Genomic DNA, 19,079 nt, shown 5'->3' with positions numbered 1-19,079 from the left:
AGGACGCCTTCGCGAGCAGGCTCGCTCCCACAGTAGATCTCGGTCGGTCACAGATTTTGTGAACACAGAAAATCCCTGTGGGAGCGAGCTTGCTCGCGATGGCCGCACCGCCGACTTTAGAGACTGAACCCGCCATCCAGCGGAATGATATTCCCGGTCATATAAGCCCCCGCCGTACTCGCCAGGCTGATCGCCAGCGCCGCCATCTCTTCCTCCCGGCCCCAGCGTTTCATTGGAATCAACGCCGTGTCGTCGGCCAACGCCTGCTCATCATTGCCGATGTGCTGCGTCATCTTGCTCGGAAAACGCCCCGGTGCGATGACGTTGACGTTGATGTGCTGGCTCACCAGCTCCCGCGCCAGAATCCGCGACAGTTGATGTAAGGCAGCTTTACTCGGCCCGTAGGCATAAGCCTGTTCACCAAAGGAAGAAATCCCCGCCACCGAGCCGATGTTGATGATCCGCGCCGGATTCGCTGCCGAACCGGCCTTGCGCAGCAGCGGCAAAAACTGCTGAATGCAGTTGAACACCGAGGTCACGTTCAGCTGCATGACCTTTTCCCAGCCCTTGACAGGGTAGCTCTCCAGCGGCGCGCCCCACGTGGTGCCTGCGTTGTTCACCAGAATATCCAGATGAGTGATCTGCTCGCCCAGTCGCGTAGCCAGCTCAAGTACGCCTTCTTCGGTGGCCAGGTTGGCCGCCACTCCGTGGCAACGACCGAATGCGCTCAGTTCATCAGCCGTTTGCTGACAGGCTTCGGCATCCCGGGCGCAGACATACACGGTGGCGCCAGCCTCGACATAAGCCTTGGCGATCATTTTGCCGATACCACGGGTGCCGCCGGTCACCAGAGCGGTGCGGCCTTGCAGGGAAAAGTACGGGTGCATGGCGAGTCCTGAGAGCTGAGGGTCAATACACCCTAGTCGTCAGCCGCCAGAAGCGGAGCCACTATTTTTGCGAGGAATGAGGGTCTATACAGCCTGACCTTGAGCTGCAGGTTCGCAGCTCAAGGCCGGCGGGCACTTATTGCGGGCGAACGCGCAGGGTCAGGCCCTTGAGGAAGTTGCGCAGCAACTGGTCGCCGCACGGGCGGTAGTTGGTGTGGCCGAACTTGCGGAACAGCGCGCTCAGCTCAGGCTTGGACACCGGGAACTCGGAGGCCTTGAGGATCGCGTGCATGTCGTCTTCTTTCAGTTCGAAAGCCACACGCAGTTTCTTCAGGATGATGTTGTTGGTCACCGGCACTTCGATCGGCTGCGGCGGACGGCTTTCGTCCTTGCCGCGCTTGAAGATCACCAGGCCATCGAGGAAATGCGCAATGACCTCATCCGGGCAGCGTACGAAGCCTTCCTCGTCTTCCTCTTTTTTGTCGAGGTACGTCACCAGGTCTTCCAGGGTCACGTCCATGCCGCCGAGCTTGATGATCTCGATGACTTTCTTGTCGCTGATGTCCAGCATGTAGCGCACGCTGCGCAGTACGTCGTTATGAATCATGGTGTGCAATCCTGATATTCAGCAGTGGGCGCCGCATAAACAGCGGCGCCAATATGTGTGGCGGCGTGAAAAGTCTTAGAACTTCTCTTTGCCGGACAGGTAACGCCATTGCCCCAACGGCACTTTGCCGATGGACACGCCGCCAATGCGGATGCGGCGGATGGCGACAACCTTCAGGCCTACGGCCTGGCAGAACAGGGCGATGACGCCCGGTTGTGGGTTCTTCATCGCAAAACGCAGGCGGTTTTCGTTCTGCCAGCTGGCTTTGACCGGCGGCAGTTCCTTGCCTTTGTAGGTCAGCCCGTGGTTCAGGCGGTTGAGGCCATGAGCCACCATGTCGCCTTCAACTTCGACCACATACTCTTGCTCGATCTTGGCGGAGTCGGCAGTGAGCTTGCGCAGGATCTTCCAGTCCTGGGTGAACACCAGAAGACCGCTGGCGTTGGCCTGCAGGTCGGTGCTGGCAGTCAGCCGCAGGAAGTGGCCCTTGAGCGGACGTTTGCTGAAGCGGTGTTCTTCGCTCAAGGTCTCGGCGCTGATCGTTGCCATGGCCGTTTCCGCATCCATGCCCACGGGCACGTTCAGCAGGATGGTCACCGGTTCCGGCGCAGTGGCCTTGGCTTCTGGATCAAGCTCGACTTTCTGGTTCTCGACCTTGAACTGCGGCTCGTCGATGACTTCACCGTCCACGGTGACCCAGCCGCCCTCGATGAACAGCTCAGCCTCCCGACGGGAACAGCCGACGAGTTCGATGAGGCGTTTGGAGAGACGAATCGGGTCAGTCATGACAGGGCCGTAACAAAAAAGGGGTGGGCATTGTACCTGCCTGGCGCCGGTTAATCGCGGGTCCATTTGCGAGGTTCGGCTTTTTGTGGGAGTGAGCCGGCTCCGGGCGGCGTTCCGACGATAGCGATAGTTCAGTCAATTTATCTGTTGAATGACACACCGCTATCGTCGGAACGCCGCCCGGAGCCGGCTCACTCCCACACTTGATCCGTGTTGTGTCAGCCATGCTGTGAATGTTGCTGGTTTTGCCGCAGGCGCATGTGCAGCAGCGGATAAGGCTGGCCCATGCCATCGACTTCCGAACGACCGATCACTTCGAAGCCCTGTTTGAAGTAGAAACCCAGGGCTTGCGGGTTCTGCTCGTTGACGTCCAGTTCATCGGCATTCAGGTGTTCCATGGCATAGCGCAGCAACTGCTTGCCTAAGCCCTGGCCGCGGTGAGCCGGGTCGATGAAGAGCATTTCGATCTTGCCCGCCGCGACCCCGGCGAACCCGGTGATGCGCTGGCGCGGGTCTTTGATGCAGATCAGCATCACCGCATCGAGGTAGCGGGTCAGCACCAGATTCTTCAGCAGGTCGATGTAGCTGTCCGGCAGAAAGTCATGGGTGGCGCGCACCGAGGCTTCCCAGACTTGAGTGAGTTCTTGGTAGTCGCTCTGTTTCGGCGTGTGGATGACCGAATGTTGGCGCATGGCCGGCTGCCCCTTTTCCTGTGAATGTCGAGAATCCGTTCCTCACAAAACGATAGACGTAAAAAAGCCCCGCATCTCGTCAAGAGAGCGGGGCTTTTCGTATTTTTTGCGTTTAGATCTGTTCAGCCCACAGGTCGTATTCGTCGGCGTCGGTCACTTTGCACCAGACTTTATCGCCTGGTTTCAGGTTGCTGCCGTTGTCGATGAACACGTTGCCGTCGATTTCCGGGGCATCGAAGAAGCAGCGGCCGACCGCGCCTTGCTCGTCGACTTCATCGACCAGCACTTCGATTTCACGGCCGACGCGCATTTGCAGGCGCGCCGAGCTGATGGCCTGTTGGTGCGCCATGAAGCGGTCCCAACGGTCCTGCTTGACGTCGTCCGGCACGATGGCCGCGTCCAGCAGGTTGGCCGGTGCGCCTTCGACTGGCGAATACTGGAAGCAGCCGACGCGATCGAGTTGCGCTTCGGTCAGCCAGTTCAGCAGGTATTGGAAGTCTTCTTCGGTTTCGCCCGGGAAGCCGACGATGAAGGTCGAGCGGATGATCAAGTCCGGGCAGATCTCGCGCCAGTTCTTGATGCGCGCCAGAGTCTTGTCTTCGAAGGCCGGGCGTTTCATCGCTTTCAGGACTTTCGGGCTGGCGTGCTGGAACGGGATGTCCAGGTACGGCAGGATTTTCCCGGCGGCCATCAGCGGGATCAGCTCGTCGACGTGCGGGTACGGGTAAACGTAGTGCAGACGCACCCAGACGCCGAGGGTGCTCAGGGCTTCGCAGAGTTCGGTCATGCGGGTTTTCACCGGCGCGCCGTTCCAGAAACCGGTGCGGTATTTCACGTCGACGCCGTAGGCGCTGGTGTCCTGGGAGATCACCAGCAGCTCTTTGACGCCGGCCTTGACCAGGCGCTGAGCCTCGTCCAATACATCACCGACCGGACGGCTGACCAGTTTGCCGCGCATCGACGGGATGATGCAGAAGCTGCAGCTGTGGTTGCAGCCTTCGGAAATCTTAAGGTAGGCGTAGTGGCGCGGGGTCAGTTTGATCCCCTGCGGCGGTACCAGGTCGATCAGCGGGTTGTGATCCTGACGCGGCGGCACGGCGTCGTGCACGGCGTTGACCACTTGCTCGTACTGCTGCGGACCGGTCACGGCCAGCACACTTGGATGCACCTTGCGAATGTTGCCTTCTTCGACGCCCATGCAGCCGGTCACGATGACCTTGCCGTTTTCCTTGATGGCTTCGCCGATCACTTCCAAAGACTCAGCCTTGGCAGAGTCGATGAAGCCGCAGGTGTTGACCACCACGACATCAGCGTCCTGATAAGTGGACACAACGTCATAGCCTTCCATGCGCAGCTGGGTAAGGATGCGCTCGGAGTCGACCAGTGCTTTGGGGCAACCCAGGGATACGAAGCCAACCTTTGGATTGGCCGGCGCAGGAGTGGTGGACATGTCTAACCTCGGTATTTGTGACGCCTCCAGCCGAAGACGGCAAGGCGACAGACGGGCGCTTACGTCCTGTCTCGTGAATACGCTGTTTTTTGACGAGTGACTGTTGTTGCCAGGCAAGGCGCCGCGCCGAGTCATAGCTGGCTATGGCGAGAAGCGGCAACGCAGCATGGCGACAACAGGCGCCGTCAAAAAGCAGCAGTGATTCGCGAGACAGGACGTTTTCTGCGCCTCTGATCAAAAAGTGCGCAATTCTAGCGATGAGAGGCGCACTTGACCAGCTTTATGCAGGGAAATACGACGAGTGCTGCGCTATGCTTCGCGCCTTTACGCTTTACCGATTTTTTACAGTCAACAAAACGTCTGTAACGTGAAGTAAAACAGCGCATGCTGCACGACAAAGCATAGTGCTTCTTATAAGAAGTCCGGGTCTGAGTAGTAGGAGTGTTGGATGGGTCAGGCAAGTAGTCAGGCAGCGGGTGCCGAGCATTCTGCGGCAAAGCCGATCGGCATGCTGGTCGCGGCGGTCGGGGTGGTTTATGGCGATATCGGCACAAGCCCGCTGTACACCCTCAAAGAAGTGTTTTCCGGGCACTATGGTGTACCGGTCGACCATGACGGCGTGTTCGGGATTCTGGCGCTGATTTTCTGGTCGCTGATATGGGTTGTCTCAATCAAATATGTGCTGTTCGTGCTGCGTGCCGACAACCAGGGCGAAGGCGGGATCATGGCCTTGACCGCACTGGCCCGGCGGGCGGCGGCCGGGCATCCGAAGTTGAGGGGGTTGCTGGTGGTCTGCGGGCTGATCGGTGCGGCGTTATTTTACGGCGACAGTATGATCACCCCGGCGATTTCCGTGCTCTCGGCGATTGAAGGATTGGGGCTGGCATTCGAGGGTATCGACCATTGGGTGGTGCCGCTGTCGTTGGTCGTGCTGGTGGCGCTGTTCCTGATTCAGAGTCACGGTACCGCGCGAATCGGCATTCTGTTCGGACCGATCATGGTGACCTGGTTTGTGGTGCTGGGGGCGCTGGGCGTCTACGGGATCATGCAGCACCCGGAAGTGTTGCAGGCGATGAACCCGGTGTGGGGCGTGCGCTTCTTCATCGTGCACCCGGGCATGGGTGTGGCGATCCTCGGCGCGGTGGTGCTGGCACTGACCGGCGCCGAAGCGCTGTACGCCGACATGGGGCACTTCGGTCGCAAGCCGATCGCTCGCGCCTGGTTCATCCTCGTGCTGCCGGCGCTGGTGCTGAACTACTTCGGTCAAGGCGCGTTGCTGCTCGGTGACCCGGAAGCCGCTCGCAACCCGTTCTACTTGTTGGCACCGAGCTGGGCGCTGATTCCGTTGGTGGGGTTGTCGACCCTGGCCACGGTCATTGCTTCTCAGGCGGTGATTTCCGGTGCGTTCTCCCTGACTCGTCAGGCGATTCAGCTCGGTTACATACCGCGCATGCACATTCAGCACACCTCCAGTGCCGAACAAGGCCAGATCTACATCGGCGCGGTGAACTGGGCGCTGATGGTCGGCGTCATCCTGTTGGTGCTGGGCTTCGAGTCCTCCGGCGCGCTGGCTGCGGCTTACGGTGTGGCCGTGACGGGCACGATGCTGATGACCACCATCCTGGTGTCGGCGGTGATATTGCTGCTGTGGAAATGGCCTCCGGTCCTCGCGGTTCCGCTGTTGCTCGGATTCCTCTTGGTGGACGGTCTGTACTTCGCTGCCAACGTGCCGAAAATCATTCAGGGTGGGGCGTTCCCGGTGATCGCCGGTATCGTGCTGTTTGTGCTGATGACCACCTGGAAACGCGGCAAGCAATTGCTGGTCGATCGTCTCGATGAAGGTGGATTGCCGTTGCCGATCTTCATCAGCAGCATCGCCGTGCAACCGCCGCATCGCGTTCAGGGCACCGCCGTGTTTCTGACCGCGCGCCCGGACGCCGTGCCCCATGCGCTGTTGCACAACCTGCTGCATAACCAGGTGCTGCACGAGCAAGTGGTGCTGCTGACGGTGGTGTACGAAGACATCCCGAGGGTGCCGGCATCACGGCGTTTCGAGGTGGATTCCTACGGCGAGGGGTTCTTCCGGGTGATCCTGCACTTCGGCTTCGTCGACGAGCCGGACGTGCCGCAAGCGCTGAAACTGTGTCATCTCGATGACCTGGACTTCAGCCCAATGCGCACTACCTACTTCCTCAGCCGCGAGACGGTCATCGCTTCCAAGCTCGAAGGCATGGCACGCTGGCGTGAGGCGCTGTTCGCCTTCATGTTGCAGAACGCCAACGGTAATTTGCGGTTCTTCAATCTGCCGCTGAACCGGGTGATTGAGCTGGGGACGCAGGTAGAGATGTAAGCCACAACAAAAAGCCCCCGTTGCCGTAAGGCGGCGGGGGCTTTTTTGTGACCGGTGTCTCGTCCTGAATAAGGTTTACACCTTCTGGCTTCTTATCAGGACGGTGCAATGGATACGGGCGCAAAACGCAGTCAGCGCGATTACACACTGACTTTTAAATTGTCGGTCGTCGATCAGGTTGAAAAAGGCGAGTTGAGTTATAAAGAGGCTCAACGGCGCTACGGGATCCAGGGCCGCTCGACGGTGCTGGTCTGGTTACGCAAGCATGGTCGACAGGACTGGAGCCAGGGCGCCTCAATTCGAACGCAGAGGAGCCGAGCAATGGACGAGCCCACCCTGCCATTGACCCCCGAGCAGAGAATTAAAGAGCTTGAGGAACAGTTGGCGCTGGCCAATCAGAAAGCCAAGTTCTTTGAAGACGTGGTCGAGGTTCTGAAAAACGACTACGGCGTATCTGTCGTAAAAAAGCGGCCCGGCAAGTCGTTGCGCAAACCCAAACCCTGAGTGTCAGCAGGGCTTGCCAGTTCATGGGAATCAGCCGCCAAGCTTATTACAAGCGTGATCGGGTCTATCGAGCCCGGGTCGAGCAAGATCAAAAACTCATCCAATTTGTGCAGGAAATCCGCGTGCGCCAGCCCTGCATAGGCGCTCGCAAGCTGCACTCGATGATGAACGCCAAACAAGACAGGCAGGAGCTGCATGTCGGCCGGGATCGCTTGTTCGAGGTGTTGCGCGATCACCGCCAGCTGGTTCGCAGAAAACGGGCGTATCACAAGACAACCGACAGTCATCATCGCTTCCGCTGTCATCCCAATCTCCTGAAGCCGGGCCCACTGCAAGTGGTTGCCACAGGTCCGGAACAGGTCTGGGTGGCTGATATCACCTATCTCTCCACGCGAGAAGGCCCCGCCTATTTGAGTTTGGTGACGGATGCCTACTCGAGAAAGATTGTCGGCTACCACGTGCATGACAGCTTGCATGCCAAATCCGTGGCTCAAGCCTTTCGCATGGCCTTAAAGACGCGTCGAACGAACCAGAAACTGGTACATCACTCTGATCGAGGTGCGCAGGGCGGATTCAACCGGTCGTCGCAACACTGGATTGTTGAATTGATTTTAGATACTTGTTTAGTGCTTCGGCAGGTGTTTTCCAGCCGAGTGTTTTCCGAGGCCTTGTGTTCAGCGCATGGGCTACGGCTTGGATCTCTTGGGCACTCCAGCGAGACAGGTCGGTACCTTTCGGGAAGTATTGGCGCAGAAGACCGTTCGTATTCTCGTTCGTGCCGCGCTGCCATGGACTATGAGGGTCAGCAAAAAAGACCTTCACTCCGGATTCGATGGTAAATCGAGCGTGATCAGATAGTTCCTTTCCACGATCCCAAGTCAAAGATTGCCACAATTCGATGGGTAGGTCAGTCACCGTCTTCTTCAGTGCATTGGCCATAGTGACAGCCCCGTAGCCGGCCAGCGCCGGGCCGTTCTTCGTTCGAGGAATTAGCCCATAACCTTCCTCGCGAGGCAGGTGGACGAGCATGGTGAATCGAGTTGAGCGCTCGACCAGGGTTCCAATCGCAGATCGGTTCAGACCGATGATCAGGTCTCCCTCCCAATGCCCTGGTACAGCCCGGTCTTCCACCTCAGCAGGGCGACTGGAGATCATGACATCCTCGCTGACGTGCGCCCATGTTTTGGCCTGCGCCCTAGCTCTCGGCACACGCAATGCTCGCCCTGTGCGCAGGCAGCTCACTAGCTCGCGCTTAAGAGCTCCTCGCCCCTGAATATAGAGGGCCTGATATATGGCTTCGTGAGAGATGCGCATGGATTCATCGTCCGGAAAATCGATCTTTAACCGGTTGGTAATCTGTTCGGGCGACCAGCCATTGACCCATTTACGGTCACTGCGATGTGGTTTATTTCGGCCTTTGAAGGGAGCTTGTCGAGGCCCAACAATCTCGCGACCATTAGCGCCGTGAACTTTACCCTCCAGACGGTCTTGCACGTAGTGACACAGCCGCGGGTTAGTCAACAGTTTCGCTGGCTTCGGTCTTTTGGCAACCAGTTCTGCCTTCCATTGTGCGACTGAAGCACGATACTCAAGCCGACCGCAACGAGTTGCAGCATTACGTGTCAGTTCCCGTGAAACTGTCGACGGGCTTCGTCCAAGGAGACGCGCAATCTCACGTACGCCAACACCTTTCGCCCGAAGCAGCCCAATCTCTTCTCGCTCTGCGAACGATAAGTACCTTCCGGATATTTGGTTAGACATGAACAATGGCATCCCGCCCCGATGACGGAACCAGCGTGTGCCTACCGCTGATGATACGCCAGTCGCCTCCGCTGCCTTTTCGCTTGTGATCCCGGTTGCGATTTGTTTCCAGAACAGCCGCTCGATTTCATTACGAAGTGACGGCGCACCTGGCGAACGCATCGCTCCACGCCCCGTCAACTTTTGCATCCAGCCTGCAGACCGTCCCATAAACACCTCGATCAAAGGTGTTGCGACGACCGGTTGAATCCGCCCAGTACTGCTCCGATCTCTACCAAAAACTGCACGCGAAAAGCGGAGTTACATGCTCGATGACCGATGGCTACGACTGCTACCAAAACGCCTTGGCAGAGCGGGTAAACGGCATTTTGAAAACGGAACTGCTGCTCTACCGGCCAACAAATCTGGCACAGGCTGAACGGATGGTGAGAGAAGCAATTACGATCTACAACCAGGAGCGTCCGCACCTGTCCTTAAAATACAAAACGCCCGATGCGGTGCATCGGGCGTTAGGGTGAAACAGGTGTAAACCTATTTCAGGACTAGACACGGTGCAATCCCCTGAAGGCAATGAAGATCCCTTGTGGGAGCGAGCTTGCTCGCGATGGCGATCTGTCAGTCGACATCGATTGTGATTGCTAGTCCGTCATCGCGAGCAAGCTCGCTCCCACAGGGGATGTGCGGTGTTTGCACGTATTCCGTCTCTGCTCCTTTACTTGCTTTCGGGCAGCTATTTTTTAGATTCGGTTTTTGTCCGGGCAGGTGGCGGCGTCAGTACCTTCACCACATCATCAATTACGGCCTTACTCATTGCCGTCAGGTAATGCGCGGCCCAGGCATGTCGGTCGGTGTCTCGGGCGTAGGCAGCATCTTTGGTCAGCTCCTTGGCAAGGAACAGGAAATCAGAGGCCATGGCTAGCGCATCACCGAGGGGTACGTCTCGACTGACACGGAACAGTGCCTGGTTCGAGCAGTAGATGAAGGGGGTGAGGCCGATGGTTTTCAGTTCTGAGGGTGTGGACGGATTTGTTTTGCTCATTGTTTCGCTCCTTAAAACGAGGAACTGCCGCATTCGTTACCACACGAATGGGTGGCAGCTGTACGCAGGGTGGTAAACCGGAGGAGCAAAGGAACCGGCAGACCCGAAGGTCTCCCACGCACAGCCGCCATAACACAGGATTACAGACGTAAAAACGCACGAAATCGTGATGGGAGCGGTGTTGCACTTTGCCTAACCGGGTTACCACACCCGATCGCTGAATGGTCAGCGACGGCCGGAGAGTATCCCGTCGAAGAAAAGCGCAACAAGGCATCAAAGTGCCCAAACGCAAGATTCGGAGTTTGCCTACAAGGTCTGCGGGCGTCATCCGATATTGCGACACCTTAAGTAAACAGAACTAAACGCGGAGTGAGTATTTACACGTCCTTCGGCTCACTTTTTCTCAGGGTGAAAAACGTTGGATGATAAATACGCGCTTTTTGTAGCTTGCTGTATGTCTAATTCGACGCAATACTCTGCGTAGAACTGTGTGTTCAAATTTGCATGATTGTGTAGAGAGGTGAGTATGACGGCATTACTGGAGCGTGCTGACCAAGCGATTTCGGTGACTGCGATGGTCAGGGGGTTTAGTGCGAGGCTAAAGGAGATTTCCAGCCGAGCCACCGAACGACTGGTCATTTTCAAAGACAACCAACCCGCAGCGGTCATTATCAATGTCGATGCGTATCAGGAAATGCTCGACGAGCTTGAGGACCTTCGGGTTGAAGCAGCGGCTCGAGAGCGACTGATCGGTTTTGATCAGGCCAAGGCTGTCAGCCACGACGATATGCGGGCGCGGTACGCCAAGAAAGACTAAAGGAGCTGTGGATGGTTTGGGGCGTTATCTATCATCCGGAGGTCCAGAAGGATCTGGATCTGCTGGGAGCTGTGGCGGCGAACCGCATTCTTGATGTTATCGAAGAGCGGATTATCAATGGTGAGCCGGACAAGAGCGGCAAGCCCCTAAGAGCCAGTCTTGCAGGCTGTAGACGGATCCGGACAGGCGACACGCGGATTGTTTATCGAGTCGATGGCAACGCTATTCAGGTATTGATCGTCGCAGTCGGGGCCCGACGTGACGAAGAGGTATACGGCGCCGCAGAGCGCCGCCTATAAGTAGGAAGCCCCCGTTGCCGTGAAGGTAGCGGGGGCTTTTTTGTGTCCGATGGATTTTGAATCCACTGACCATCCCTGTGGGAGTGAGCCTGCTCGCGATAGCGGTCTGTCAGGCAACACCAATAGCGAATCTCAGTCCGCCATCGCGAGCAGGCTCGCTCCCACAGGGGAACGGCGGTGTTACTTGCTTTCAGGTAGTTCTTCTTCAGATTCGGTCTTTGTCCGGGCTGGTCGCGAGGTCAGGACCTATCGAACGGTCTTGACGGCTCGATATTTTCAATGAAAAAAGTGTCCACGTTTTATGGAATGTGGACACTTGGAGTTTCTAGCTAGATGAAGAGTCAAGACATTTTGCTTTTGTTCAAGATGGCCAGCCTGCACGCCCAAGAAGAAAAACTTTTTGGGGAAATGGAATCTGAGTCGAACTCGACATAACGTCCGGCTCGCTGGAAGTGCTACATGTTTGCACATGTAAAAAAGCCCCCGCAACCAAACGGCTGCGGGGGCTTTCTTGTGGGCGAGGCTCAGGTCACTCCTGAGCCGTCTCACCCTTGGCTTGTCGCTTCTCGATGATATCCACCAACCGCTGTGCCAGTTTCGGGTAGTTCTCGTCGAAGTGATGGCCGCCAGGTAATTTCATCGCTTCACCAACCGCAGTCTTGTCGGTGCAGCCGCTCTCGTCGACTTCTTCTTCACCGTAGATGCACACCACTTTCTCCGGGGGCAGCTTGGCCATTTCCGGGCCGGTGGCGGCTTCTTTGCCGGCGTTGCCGAGCCAGCCTTCGACTTCGATTTCGAAGCTGCCGGTGCGGGCGAAGGCCAGCAGGATGATCGCGTCGACGCGTTGCTGTTCTGCTGGTTCCAGGCGGTTGTAGATCGCCGGGAGGACGTCGGCGCCAAACGAGTAACCGGTCAGGATGAAGCGCTTTGTGCCCCATTTCTGCCGGTAGTGCTGCATCAGCTCGGCGAGGTCCAGAGCGCTTTGCTCCGGACTCTTGTGTTGCCAGTAGTAGCGCAGGGTGTCGATGCCGACGACCGGGTAGCCGATCTTGGCCATCTCGCCCGCTACGTCGCGGTCAAGGTCGCGCCAGCCGCCGTCACCGGACAGGAACAGGGTCACGGTGTCCTTGGCTTGGCCGGCGGGCACTTCGACTACCGGGATTTGCAGGCCGCCAGCGGCTTTATCGCCGCCAACGAGGATCTTGCGCAGTTCGTTATTCAGCACTTGCGGCAGGTTGATGTCGTAGTCGCTGATGCTGGTTTCGGCGTTGGGTTGGTCGCGCACGAAGCCGGCGCTGGTGTCGTCCGGGTTGTCGTTCCAGGCCACCAGCCAGTGACCGTGAGCGGCGCTTTTCGGTAGCAGGTGGGTGCAGCCGGGTTTTTCCAGGGCCAGGTCCACCGAGACGGCTTGAGCCTTGTCGTCCTTCTGCTCGGACAACCAGCGCCATGCCAGCACAGCGCCAGGACCGATGCCGCTGACCAGGGTCGCCGGGCCTTTGAGTTCTCTCAGGGCCGATTGCAGGGCGCGACTTTGCAGCAGGCAGTCTTTGGGCAGGATCACCTGAACAATCTGCGCCGAACCGGTGCGGCTCAGGGTCAACAACTGTTTGTTGCTGAGCTTCTGGTCTTCATTGACCGCCACCAGCACCTGGGCGCGTGGCGTGTTGCCGGGGATGACGCGGGTCATCGCGGCGCCATCGGCCGGTGTCAGCTGTTCGAGGGTCGGTTCGGGTGCCGGGCGTTTCAGGTACCAGTAACCGCCACCGAGAATCAGGGCCAGCACGACCAGCGTGCCCAGTACGTACCGCAAGGAGCGTTGAATCATCAGCGTTTCACCAATCCAGTCAAGCCGCCCGCAATCAGGGCAGCAGTGTCGGCCAGGGCAACCAGCGGATCGAGTCCGGCAGGTACGGCCATATAACGGGGTTCCCAGTCAGGCTGGAATTTGTCTTTGAAGCGGCGCAAGCCTTGGAAGTTGTAGAGCTGCTCACCACGGCGGAAAACCATCGAGCCCAGACGCTGGGTCAGTGGTGCACCACGACGGGGTTGCAACCCCGACAGCGGCACCATGCCCAGGCTGAAGCGCGCGTATCCATGATTTTTATAATGTTGGATCAGGCCGACCATCATGAACTCCATGGTCAACTTGGGCGCGTCCGGGTGCGCGCGCATCAGGTCGAGGCTGGCCAGGTCATGGCCGTAAGTCTCGAGCAAGTTGGCGAATGCCACTGGACGCCCTTCGAAACGAATCACCGCGACGCGAAAATGCTTGAGGTAGTCATCGCTGAAGCGGCCGAGGGAGAAACCTTTCTCGCGCACGTTCTTGCCGGTCAGCCAGGCATCGGAAATCACCTTGAGCTCATCCATCGGCGCTTGTCCCGGATCAAAGATCTCCAGCGACAGACCATCGCGAGTGCCACGGTTCCAGGTGTAGCGCAGGTCTTTCATCTCTTTGCCCTTGGCGTCGAGATCAAAGCGAAGCAGATCGACCCGGGCTTCTTCGCCGAGCTTGATCGCGGTCAGGCCGATGTCCATGTAGTACGGCAGGTTCTCGGCGCGCACTTGATAGAACACAGGACGGGCGTGGTGGATGTCGCAGAGGTCGCGGAACTGCCAGATCATTTCCGCCCGTTGTTGGGTCGGGCCGATCGGGTCATACAAGGCCACCAGGCTGCGACCACGGCGGGCGTACATCAGGAACGCCTCGTCGTTGGGGTGAAACAGCAGCGCCTTGTCGCCGGTCAGGGCGAGGCCGCCATCCGGTTGGGCGGAGGCCATGAGGATCTTTACCGCACGGCCCAGTTCATCGGGCGTTGGCAGATGGATCACCGGGCGTGCGGTGCGCAGCAGCCAGGTCAGGGACACCACTACCAGCAACACCGCAGCACCCAGCAGCGAGCGCAAGCCACGCGGGGCATCGGCGTCGAGGGTGAACTGCCACCAGAGCTGATGGCTGTACGGGACGTCCTGATAGGCGAACAGCAACAGCCAGATCGACGCACCGAGTACGCACAGGCTCGCCACCAGATACAGCGGCGAGAACGGCAGTTCGGTCAGGCGGCTGGGGCGATAGAACGAGCTGCGGAAAACCCCCAGCAGGCTTGCAGTCAGGGTCAGCAGACACGCTTCTTCCCAGTCGAAACCCTTGAGCAGAGAGAGCAGGGCAGCCACCAGCAACAATATGGTGGTCAGCATCCAGGCGGCCGACAGTCGGCGGCGCAGCCCTTGGGCCAGCAGCAAGCAAAGCACACCGATCAGGCTGGCACCGAAGTGCGAGGCGTCGACCAGTCGATGCGGGATCAGAAAGCCGATGTGCTCCAGGCGTGTGTCGATTTCCGGGGTGGCACCAGAGAACAGCAGCACCACGCCGGATAGAAAGACCAGCACCGCCAGAATCGGCGCGGCCAGGCCGGACGCCACCCTTAAGGACTGACGCGATTGAAACAGGCGCTGACCTTCATTGATCAGCAGAAATACGCAGGCCACCAGCAACGGCAGCACCACGTAAATCAGGCGATAGAGCAGCAGGGCGGCAGCGAGTGGCGCGGCGCCGAGTGTGTCGGAGAAGGCAGCCAGCAGAATCGCTTCGAATACTCCGACGCCGCCGGGAACATGGCTGAGCACACCAGCGGCCAGTGCCAGCAGGTACACCAACAGGAACGCGCCGAAGGGCGGTGCTTCAGGCAGCAGCAGATAGAGCACGGTAGCCGCGGCGGCGACGTCCAGGGCAGTGATGATCAGTTGCAGAAACGTCAGACGACGCCCCGGCAGGCGCAACGTCCGGCGTCCGACTTTGACCAGCAAGTTGTCCGGGTAAGGCTGATCTGGCAGACGGCGGCGGTAAATGCCGATGGCCAGTACCGTGAACAACAGCAAAACGGCCGCGGCGATGGTGCCCAGCAACGTCTCGGACAAACCCAGGGCGGCAGAGGCGCCAGGCAGGTTGCTGAGGGTGGCGAGGGCGGCCAGTGGGGGCAGGGCGCAGCCGAGCGAGAGGCTGGCGAATAGCGTCATGTGCGCGACTTCAGAAGCGCCCAGACCATGACGTGCATATAAACGGTAGCGAACCGAGCCCCCTGAGAGCATCGAAAGGCCAATGGCATTGCCGATGGCAAATGCGGTGAACCCGCCCAGAGCCAGGATTCGTGGCGCCAGTGTCACGCCTGCGTAGCGGCTGGCCGACCATTCGTAGCCCAGCAGGATAATGAAGCCGACCACGGTCGCGCCCAGCGCGCCCAATAATGCCGGTTTCGGAACGTCGAGAATCGAGTCGTGCAGAGCGTACAGATCGAGTTCGCTCAGCAGGTGGCGACAGGCAATCAGCGCGATAGCGAACAACAGCAAAGTGACTGCCAGGCCGATGGGCTGGCGGTATTTGCTGATTCGATCAAGCAAGCGCAGACGCTCGGCCTTGATCGGTTGTGTTGCTGTGACGGTGTCTTGTGGATCAGACGAGTTGGCGCGCATCAATCACCTCTTGGATTGTGCGCGACAGGATGGGGGTATCCAGCCAAGTTACCAATCCCTGTAGAAAAAAATAATCACAAATATTAACGCCTCTCACCGGGTATCGGCGATGGTACGTCATCAGTCGTAGAGGGTTCTGTCTGTGGCTCAGCATAGTCTGGGCTCAGAGCATTGGGGATCCCGAACGGCTCGCTACACAGTGGCAGGTCATTGTTGCGAAAGGACTTTTTCAACAGATACAAAAAAGGCCACTCTTTCGAGTAGCCTTTTTTGATGTTTGGTTGCGGGAGCCGGATTTGAACCGACGACCTTCGGGTTATGAGCCCGACGAGCTACCAGACTGCTCCATCCCGCGTCTGTGTGGCGGCATTCTACAGGCGAACGCCGGAGAGTCAACCGTTAATCCTGAATAGGGTCAAATAAGCGTAAATGAGCGGCGAACGGTCGAGGGGAAGGCTTAAGTTTTGGAATCAGAACGATTTCTCAATTCTGCACCGTGAGCCGTAGCCCGCTCGTATCTATGCTCATATTTACAAAAGAGACGCGCACAAAAAAGGCCGCTCTTTCGAGTGGCCTTTTTTGATGTTTGGTTGCGGGAGCCGGATTTGAACCGACGACCTTCGGGTTATGAGCCCGACGAGCTACCAGACTGCTCCATCCCGCGTCTGTGTGGCGGCATTCTACAGGCGAACGCCGGAGTGTCTACCGTTAATCCTGAATAGTGACAAATAAGCATAAATGAGCGGCGAGCGGTGGTGGGGGAGACTTAAGTTTCGGAATCAGAACGATTTTTCAATCCTGCACCGTCAGCCGTTACCCGCTCAATCCTATCTCGTGTTTACAAAAGAGACGCGCACAAAAAAGGCCACTCTTTCGAGTAGCCTTTTTTGATGTTTGGTTGCGGGAGCCGGATTTGAACCGACGACCTTCGGGTTATGAGCCCGACGAGCTACCAGACTGCTCCATCCCGCGTCTGTGTGTCGGCATTCTACAGAGGATCGGCAGGCTGTCAACCTTCAGTCCAGAGAAAACCTCTTCCCGTTCAATCGCTTAGCTTGAAAATAGGGCTGGGTGATTGGCTGTAAGGGTGGTGTGGCAAGGCTTTCAGCTCTATCGGGTGAAGCTTTTCGATTAAGAAAATAAATTCATCGGCACTTTTCCTACAAGTAGAAAAGAACATTCAGAGTACTGGTGCTATATACAGGTGTCAGTGAGATACTGCCGATCTGACTCGCCAGTACTCCATTTCTTCACCATGAACACTGCTTTTATATGACGCAGCGAAAAATCATCCACGTCGATTGTGACTGCTTCTACGCTGCCATCGAGATGCGTGACGACCCGCGCCTGGCCGGTAAGCCCCTGGCGGTGGGTGGTTCGGCGGATCGACGTGGAGTGATCGCCACCTGCAATTATGAAGCGCGGGCTTATGGGGTGCGCTCGGCCATGTCTTCCGGACATGCCTTGAAGCTGTGCCCGGACCTGACCATCGTCAAGCCACGCATGGAGGCCTATAGAGAGGCCTCCAAGGAAATTCACTCGATCTTTCGCGATTACACCGACTTGATCGAGCCGCTTTCCCTGGATGAAGCCTACCTCGACGTGTCGGACAGCGCGCATTTCGGTGGCAGCGCCACGCGGATTGCCCAGGATATTCGGCGTCGCGTCTCTAATCAGCTGCACATCACCGTTTCGGCGGGCGTTGCGCCGAACAAGTTTCTGGCCAAGATCGCCAGCGACTGGAAGAAGCCCAACGGCTTGTTCGTCATTACGCCGGATCAGGTCGAGGATTTTGTCAGTGGTTTGCCGGTGAGCAAGTTGCACGGCGTTGGCAAAGTGACCGCAGACAAATTAGGCAGGCTCGGCATCGTCGATTGTTCGCATCTGCGCGAATGGGACAAGTTGGCGCTTGTGCGGGAATTCGGCAGCTTCGGCGAGCGACTCTGGAGCCTGGCCCGTGGGATCGATGACCGGTTGGTGCACAACGACAGTCGTCGGCAGTCAATCAGTGTCGAAAACACCTACGACGTGGACTTGCCGGATCTGGTGAGCTGCCTCGATAAATTACCCGAGTTACTGGAAACCCTGACCGGCCGCATGGCGCGAATCGACAGCAGCTATCGACCGGGCAAGCCGTTCGTCAAAGTGAAATTCCATGACTTCACCCAGACCACTCTGGAGCAGGCCGGGGCAGGGCGGGACTTGGGGAGTTATCAGCTGTTGCTGACCCAGGCCTTCAACCGTGGCGGGAAACCGGTGCGGTTGTTGGGGATTGGGGTGCGGCTGGAGGATTTGCGGGGCGGGTTTGAGCAGATGGAGTTGTTTGAGCGGTAGTTCAGTGATGATTCTAAGGGCCTCATCGCGAGCAAGCTCGCTCCCACATTAAACCGCATTCGTCTGAATAGCGCGGTCAACTGTGGGGGCGAGCTTGCTCGCGATGCTTTTAGGCTTTAATTCGGTCCCGGATCCGCAACCAGTCGCCCGGCATCCTTGGTCAAAGACTTGAGGAATTCGGTCTGCAACTCGGGATCGTTGCGCGTCAGTTCGATCAGGCTTTGTTCCAGCTCGGTGGCTTCTTCTTCCAGGCCCAGTTCCGACAAACGTTTGACCCGGTGTACCCACTGGCTCACTTCGTCGTCTTCGAGGTCGTCGTAAATCAGCCCGTGAGCTTCGAGCAGCTTGCCACGCAAGGAGCTACTGACCGCCAGGGACGAATTGGAGTGCACGTCGTCCTGAGCATCCTGGACACTGATCAGCAGCCGGCTCAGATGATTGATGTCGTGTTCGGCGAACGGGCTGTCCAGCAAGTTCACGCGCAATACACCGTTTTTGTCGGTGCTCATCTCGAACGTTTCCTTGCCGGCCTTGACCTCAACCGGACGCTCGCTCCATGGCAGGCTCGAGTATTCGGTGCGCTTGTCGAGCTGAACCTCGTCGATTCCCGCCAGGTTCTGTTGCGCACGACCATGAGACTGCACATTCATGAACGGGTTGAGCCCGGCGAAACCGTAGCTCAACCAGTCTTTCGTCACGCTGTCCGGCAGGTTGCCGAGGGCGAACACGTTGACCACGTTCGCACCGACACCGGCCACCACGGCCACCGCTCCCAGCGGAATCTCGTAAGCCTCCCGCCAGGGTTGGTAAGGCGTGTAGCGATCGTAGTGACGCGTGACTTCGAATTCGGTGACTTCGAAAGTCTTCTGCTCGTGGATCTTCACCCGACGTTGCGGCAGCTCAAGCACCTTTGGCTCGCCGACATCAATCTGCAGGCTGTGATCGAGCAATTTACGCTCGACACGTTCCTCGTGCTCGCTGCGTTGTGACATTTGATTGGCACAGCCGCTGACCAACAGGGTGCCGCACAGGGCGGCACCACCGAGGCCTAAGGTGTTTCGCTTGAACATGACTTCTCTATCTGAT

The 19,079-nt window shown here is 58.1% G+C and carries 14 protein-coding genes, 3 tRNA genes and 2 pseudogenes; 6 read left to right on the top strand and 13 right to left on the bottom strand.

What is annotated here, in order from left to right; genetic code table 11:
• Window positions 1-116: 116 nt before the first annotated feature.
• The 5 genes from ACA056_RS22735 to rimO form a co-directional block, all read right to left on the bottom strand.
• Entirely contained in the window at window positions 117-887 is a 771-nt protein-coding gene (locus ACA056_RS22735) for an SDR family oxidoreductase (protein ID WP_497267941.1), read from the bottom strand.
• Window positions 888-1,023: 136 nt separating this feature from the next.
• Window positions 1,024-1,494, bottom strand: a complete 471-nt coding sequence (locus tag ACA056_RS22730; protein WP_150654848.1) for a YehS family protein — start codon at window positions 1,492-1,494, stop codon at window positions 1,024-1,026.
• A gap of 75 nt (window positions 1,495-1,569) precedes the next feature.
• Complete coding sequence (locus ACA056_RS22725) at window positions 1,570-2,280, bottom strand: rRNA pseudouridine synthase (protein ID WP_008153970.1); 711 nt, start codon at window positions 2,278-2,280, stop codon at window positions 1,570-1,572.
• Between the two features lie 218 nt (window positions 2,281-2,498).
• On the bottom strand, window positions 2,499-2,972 hold the full coding sequence (locus ACA056_RS22720; protein ID WP_497267938.1) for a GNAT family N-acetyltransferase: 474 nt from the start codon (window positions 2,970-2,972) through the stop codon (window positions 2,499-2,501).
• Between the two features lie 112 nt (window positions 2,973-3,084).
• Window positions 3,085-4,422: a 30S ribosomal protein S12 methylthiotransferase RimO gene (gene rimO / locus ACA056_RS22715; protein ID WP_064676142.1), complete on the bottom strand. Its 1,338-nt coding sequence runs from the start codon at window positions 4,420-4,422 to the stop codon at window positions 3,085-3,087.
• A gap of 448 nt (window positions 4,423-4,870) precedes the next feature.
• On the opposite strand from rimO, the gene ACA056_RS22710 reads away from it, so the two are divergent.
• On the top strand, window positions 4,871-6,772 hold the full coding sequence (locus tag ACA056_RS22710; RefSeq protein WP_497267936.1) for a potassium transporter Kup: 1,902 nt from the start codon (window positions 4,871-4,873) through the stop codon (window positions 6,770-6,772).
• A 108-nt stretch (window positions 6,773-6,880) separates the two neighbouring features.
• Window positions 6,881-7,842 (top strand): annotated as a pseudogene (locus ACA056_RS22705) (IS3 family transposase); the annotation flags it as partial.
• Between the two features lie 7 nt (window positions 7,843-7,849).
• On the opposite strand, the gene ACA056_RS22700 reads toward ACA056_RS22705, so the two are convergent.
• The gene (locus tag ACA056_RS22700; RefSeq protein ID WP_497266487.1) at window positions 7,850-9,226 is read right to left on the bottom strand and encodes an IS30 family transposase; all 1,377 of its coding nucleotides are present in this window, start codon (window positions 9,224-9,226) and stop codon (window positions 7,850-7,852) included.
• Window positions 9,227-9,291: 65 nt separating this feature from the next.
• Between ACA056_RS22700 and ACA056_RS22695 the strand changes: the two are divergent.
• A pseudogene (locus ACA056_RS22695) lies at window positions 9,292-9,583 on the top strand (integrase core domain-containing protein); the annotation flags it as partial.
• Between the two features lie 184 nt (window positions 9,584-9,767).
• Here the strand turns inward: ACA056_RS22695 and ACA056_RS22690 are convergent.
• The gene (locus ACA056_RS22690; protein WP_497267934.1) at window positions 9,768-10,076 is read right to left on the bottom strand and encodes a DUF3077 domain-containing protein; all 309 of its coding nucleotides are present in this window, start codon (window positions 10,074-10,076) and stop codon (window positions 9,768-9,770) included.
• 526 nt (window positions 10,077-10,602) lie between these two features.
• On the opposite strand from ACA056_RS22690, the gene ACA056_RS22685 reads away from it, so the two are divergent.
• Together ACA056_RS22685 and ACA056_RS22680 are read left to right on the top strand one after the other, a co-directional pair.
• Entirely contained in the window at window positions 10,603-10,893 is a 291-nt protein-coding gene (locus tag ACA056_RS22685) for a Phd-YefM (RefSeq protein WP_027925020.1), read from the top strand.
• A gap of 11 nt (window positions 10,894-10,904) precedes the next feature.
• A complete protein-coding gene (locus ACA056_RS22680; protein ID WP_497267932.1) occupies window positions 10,905-11,192 on the top strand; it encodes a type II toxin-antitoxin system RelE family toxin in 288 nt (95 codons plus the stop codon).
• A 529-nt stretch (window positions 11,193-11,721) separates the two neighbouring features.
• On the opposite strand, the gene ACA056_RS22675 is transcribed toward ACA056_RS22680, so the two are convergent.
• The 5 genes from ACA056_RS22675 to ACA056_RS22655 form a co-directional block, all read right to left on the bottom strand.
• A complete protein-coding gene (locus ACA056_RS22675) occupies window positions 11,722-13,017 on the bottom strand; it encodes a virulence factor family protein (RefSeq protein WP_497267930.1) in 1,296 nt (431 codons plus the stop codon).
• Window positions 13,017-15,659 carry a bifunctional lysylphosphatidylglycerol flippase/synthetase MprF gene (gene mprF, locus ACA056_RS22670; RefSeq protein ID WP_497267928.1) on the bottom strand — a complete coding sequence of 881 codons (2,643 nt, stop codon included), beginning with the start codon at window positions 15,657-15,659 and terminating at the stop codon, window positions 13,017-13,019. The genes ACA056_RS22675 and mprF overlap by 1 nt, the downstream gene beginning before the upstream one ends.
• 278 nt (window positions 15,660-15,937) lie before the next feature.
• Window positions 15,938-16,014: transfer RNA gene (locus ACA056_RS22665), tRNA-Met, on the bottom strand.
• Between the two features lie 232 nt (window positions 16,015-16,246).
• Window positions 16,247-16,323: transfer RNA gene (locus tag ACA056_RS22660), tRNA-Met, on the bottom strand.
• A 231-nt stretch (window positions 16,324-16,554) separates the two neighbouring features.
• Window positions 16,555-16,631 (bottom strand) — tRNA-Met (locus ACA056_RS22655).
• A gap of 300 nt (window positions 16,632-16,931) precedes the next feature.
• Between ACA056_RS22655 and dinB the strand changes: the two genes are divergently transcribed.
• A complete protein-coding gene (gene dinB / locus ACA056_RS22650) occupies window positions 16,932-17,993 on the top strand; it encodes a DNA polymerase IV (RefSeq protein WP_497267926.1) in 1,062 nt (353 codons plus the stop codon).
• 116 nt (window positions 17,994-18,109) lie between these two features.
• On the opposite strand, the gene ACA056_RS22645 is transcribed toward dinB, so the two are convergent.
• Entirely contained in the window at window positions 18,110-19,063 is a 954-nt protein-coding gene (locus ACA056_RS22645; RefSeq protein WP_497267924.1) for a hypothetical protein, read from the bottom strand.
• Between the last annotated feature and the right edge of the window lie 16 nt (window positions 19,064-19,079).

It is taken from the genome of Pseudomonas sp. LBUM1666 (genome assembly GCF_059695775.1).
Note: the sequence above shows the minus strand (reverse complement) of the source record. Positions and strands in the feature narration are given on the sequence as shown.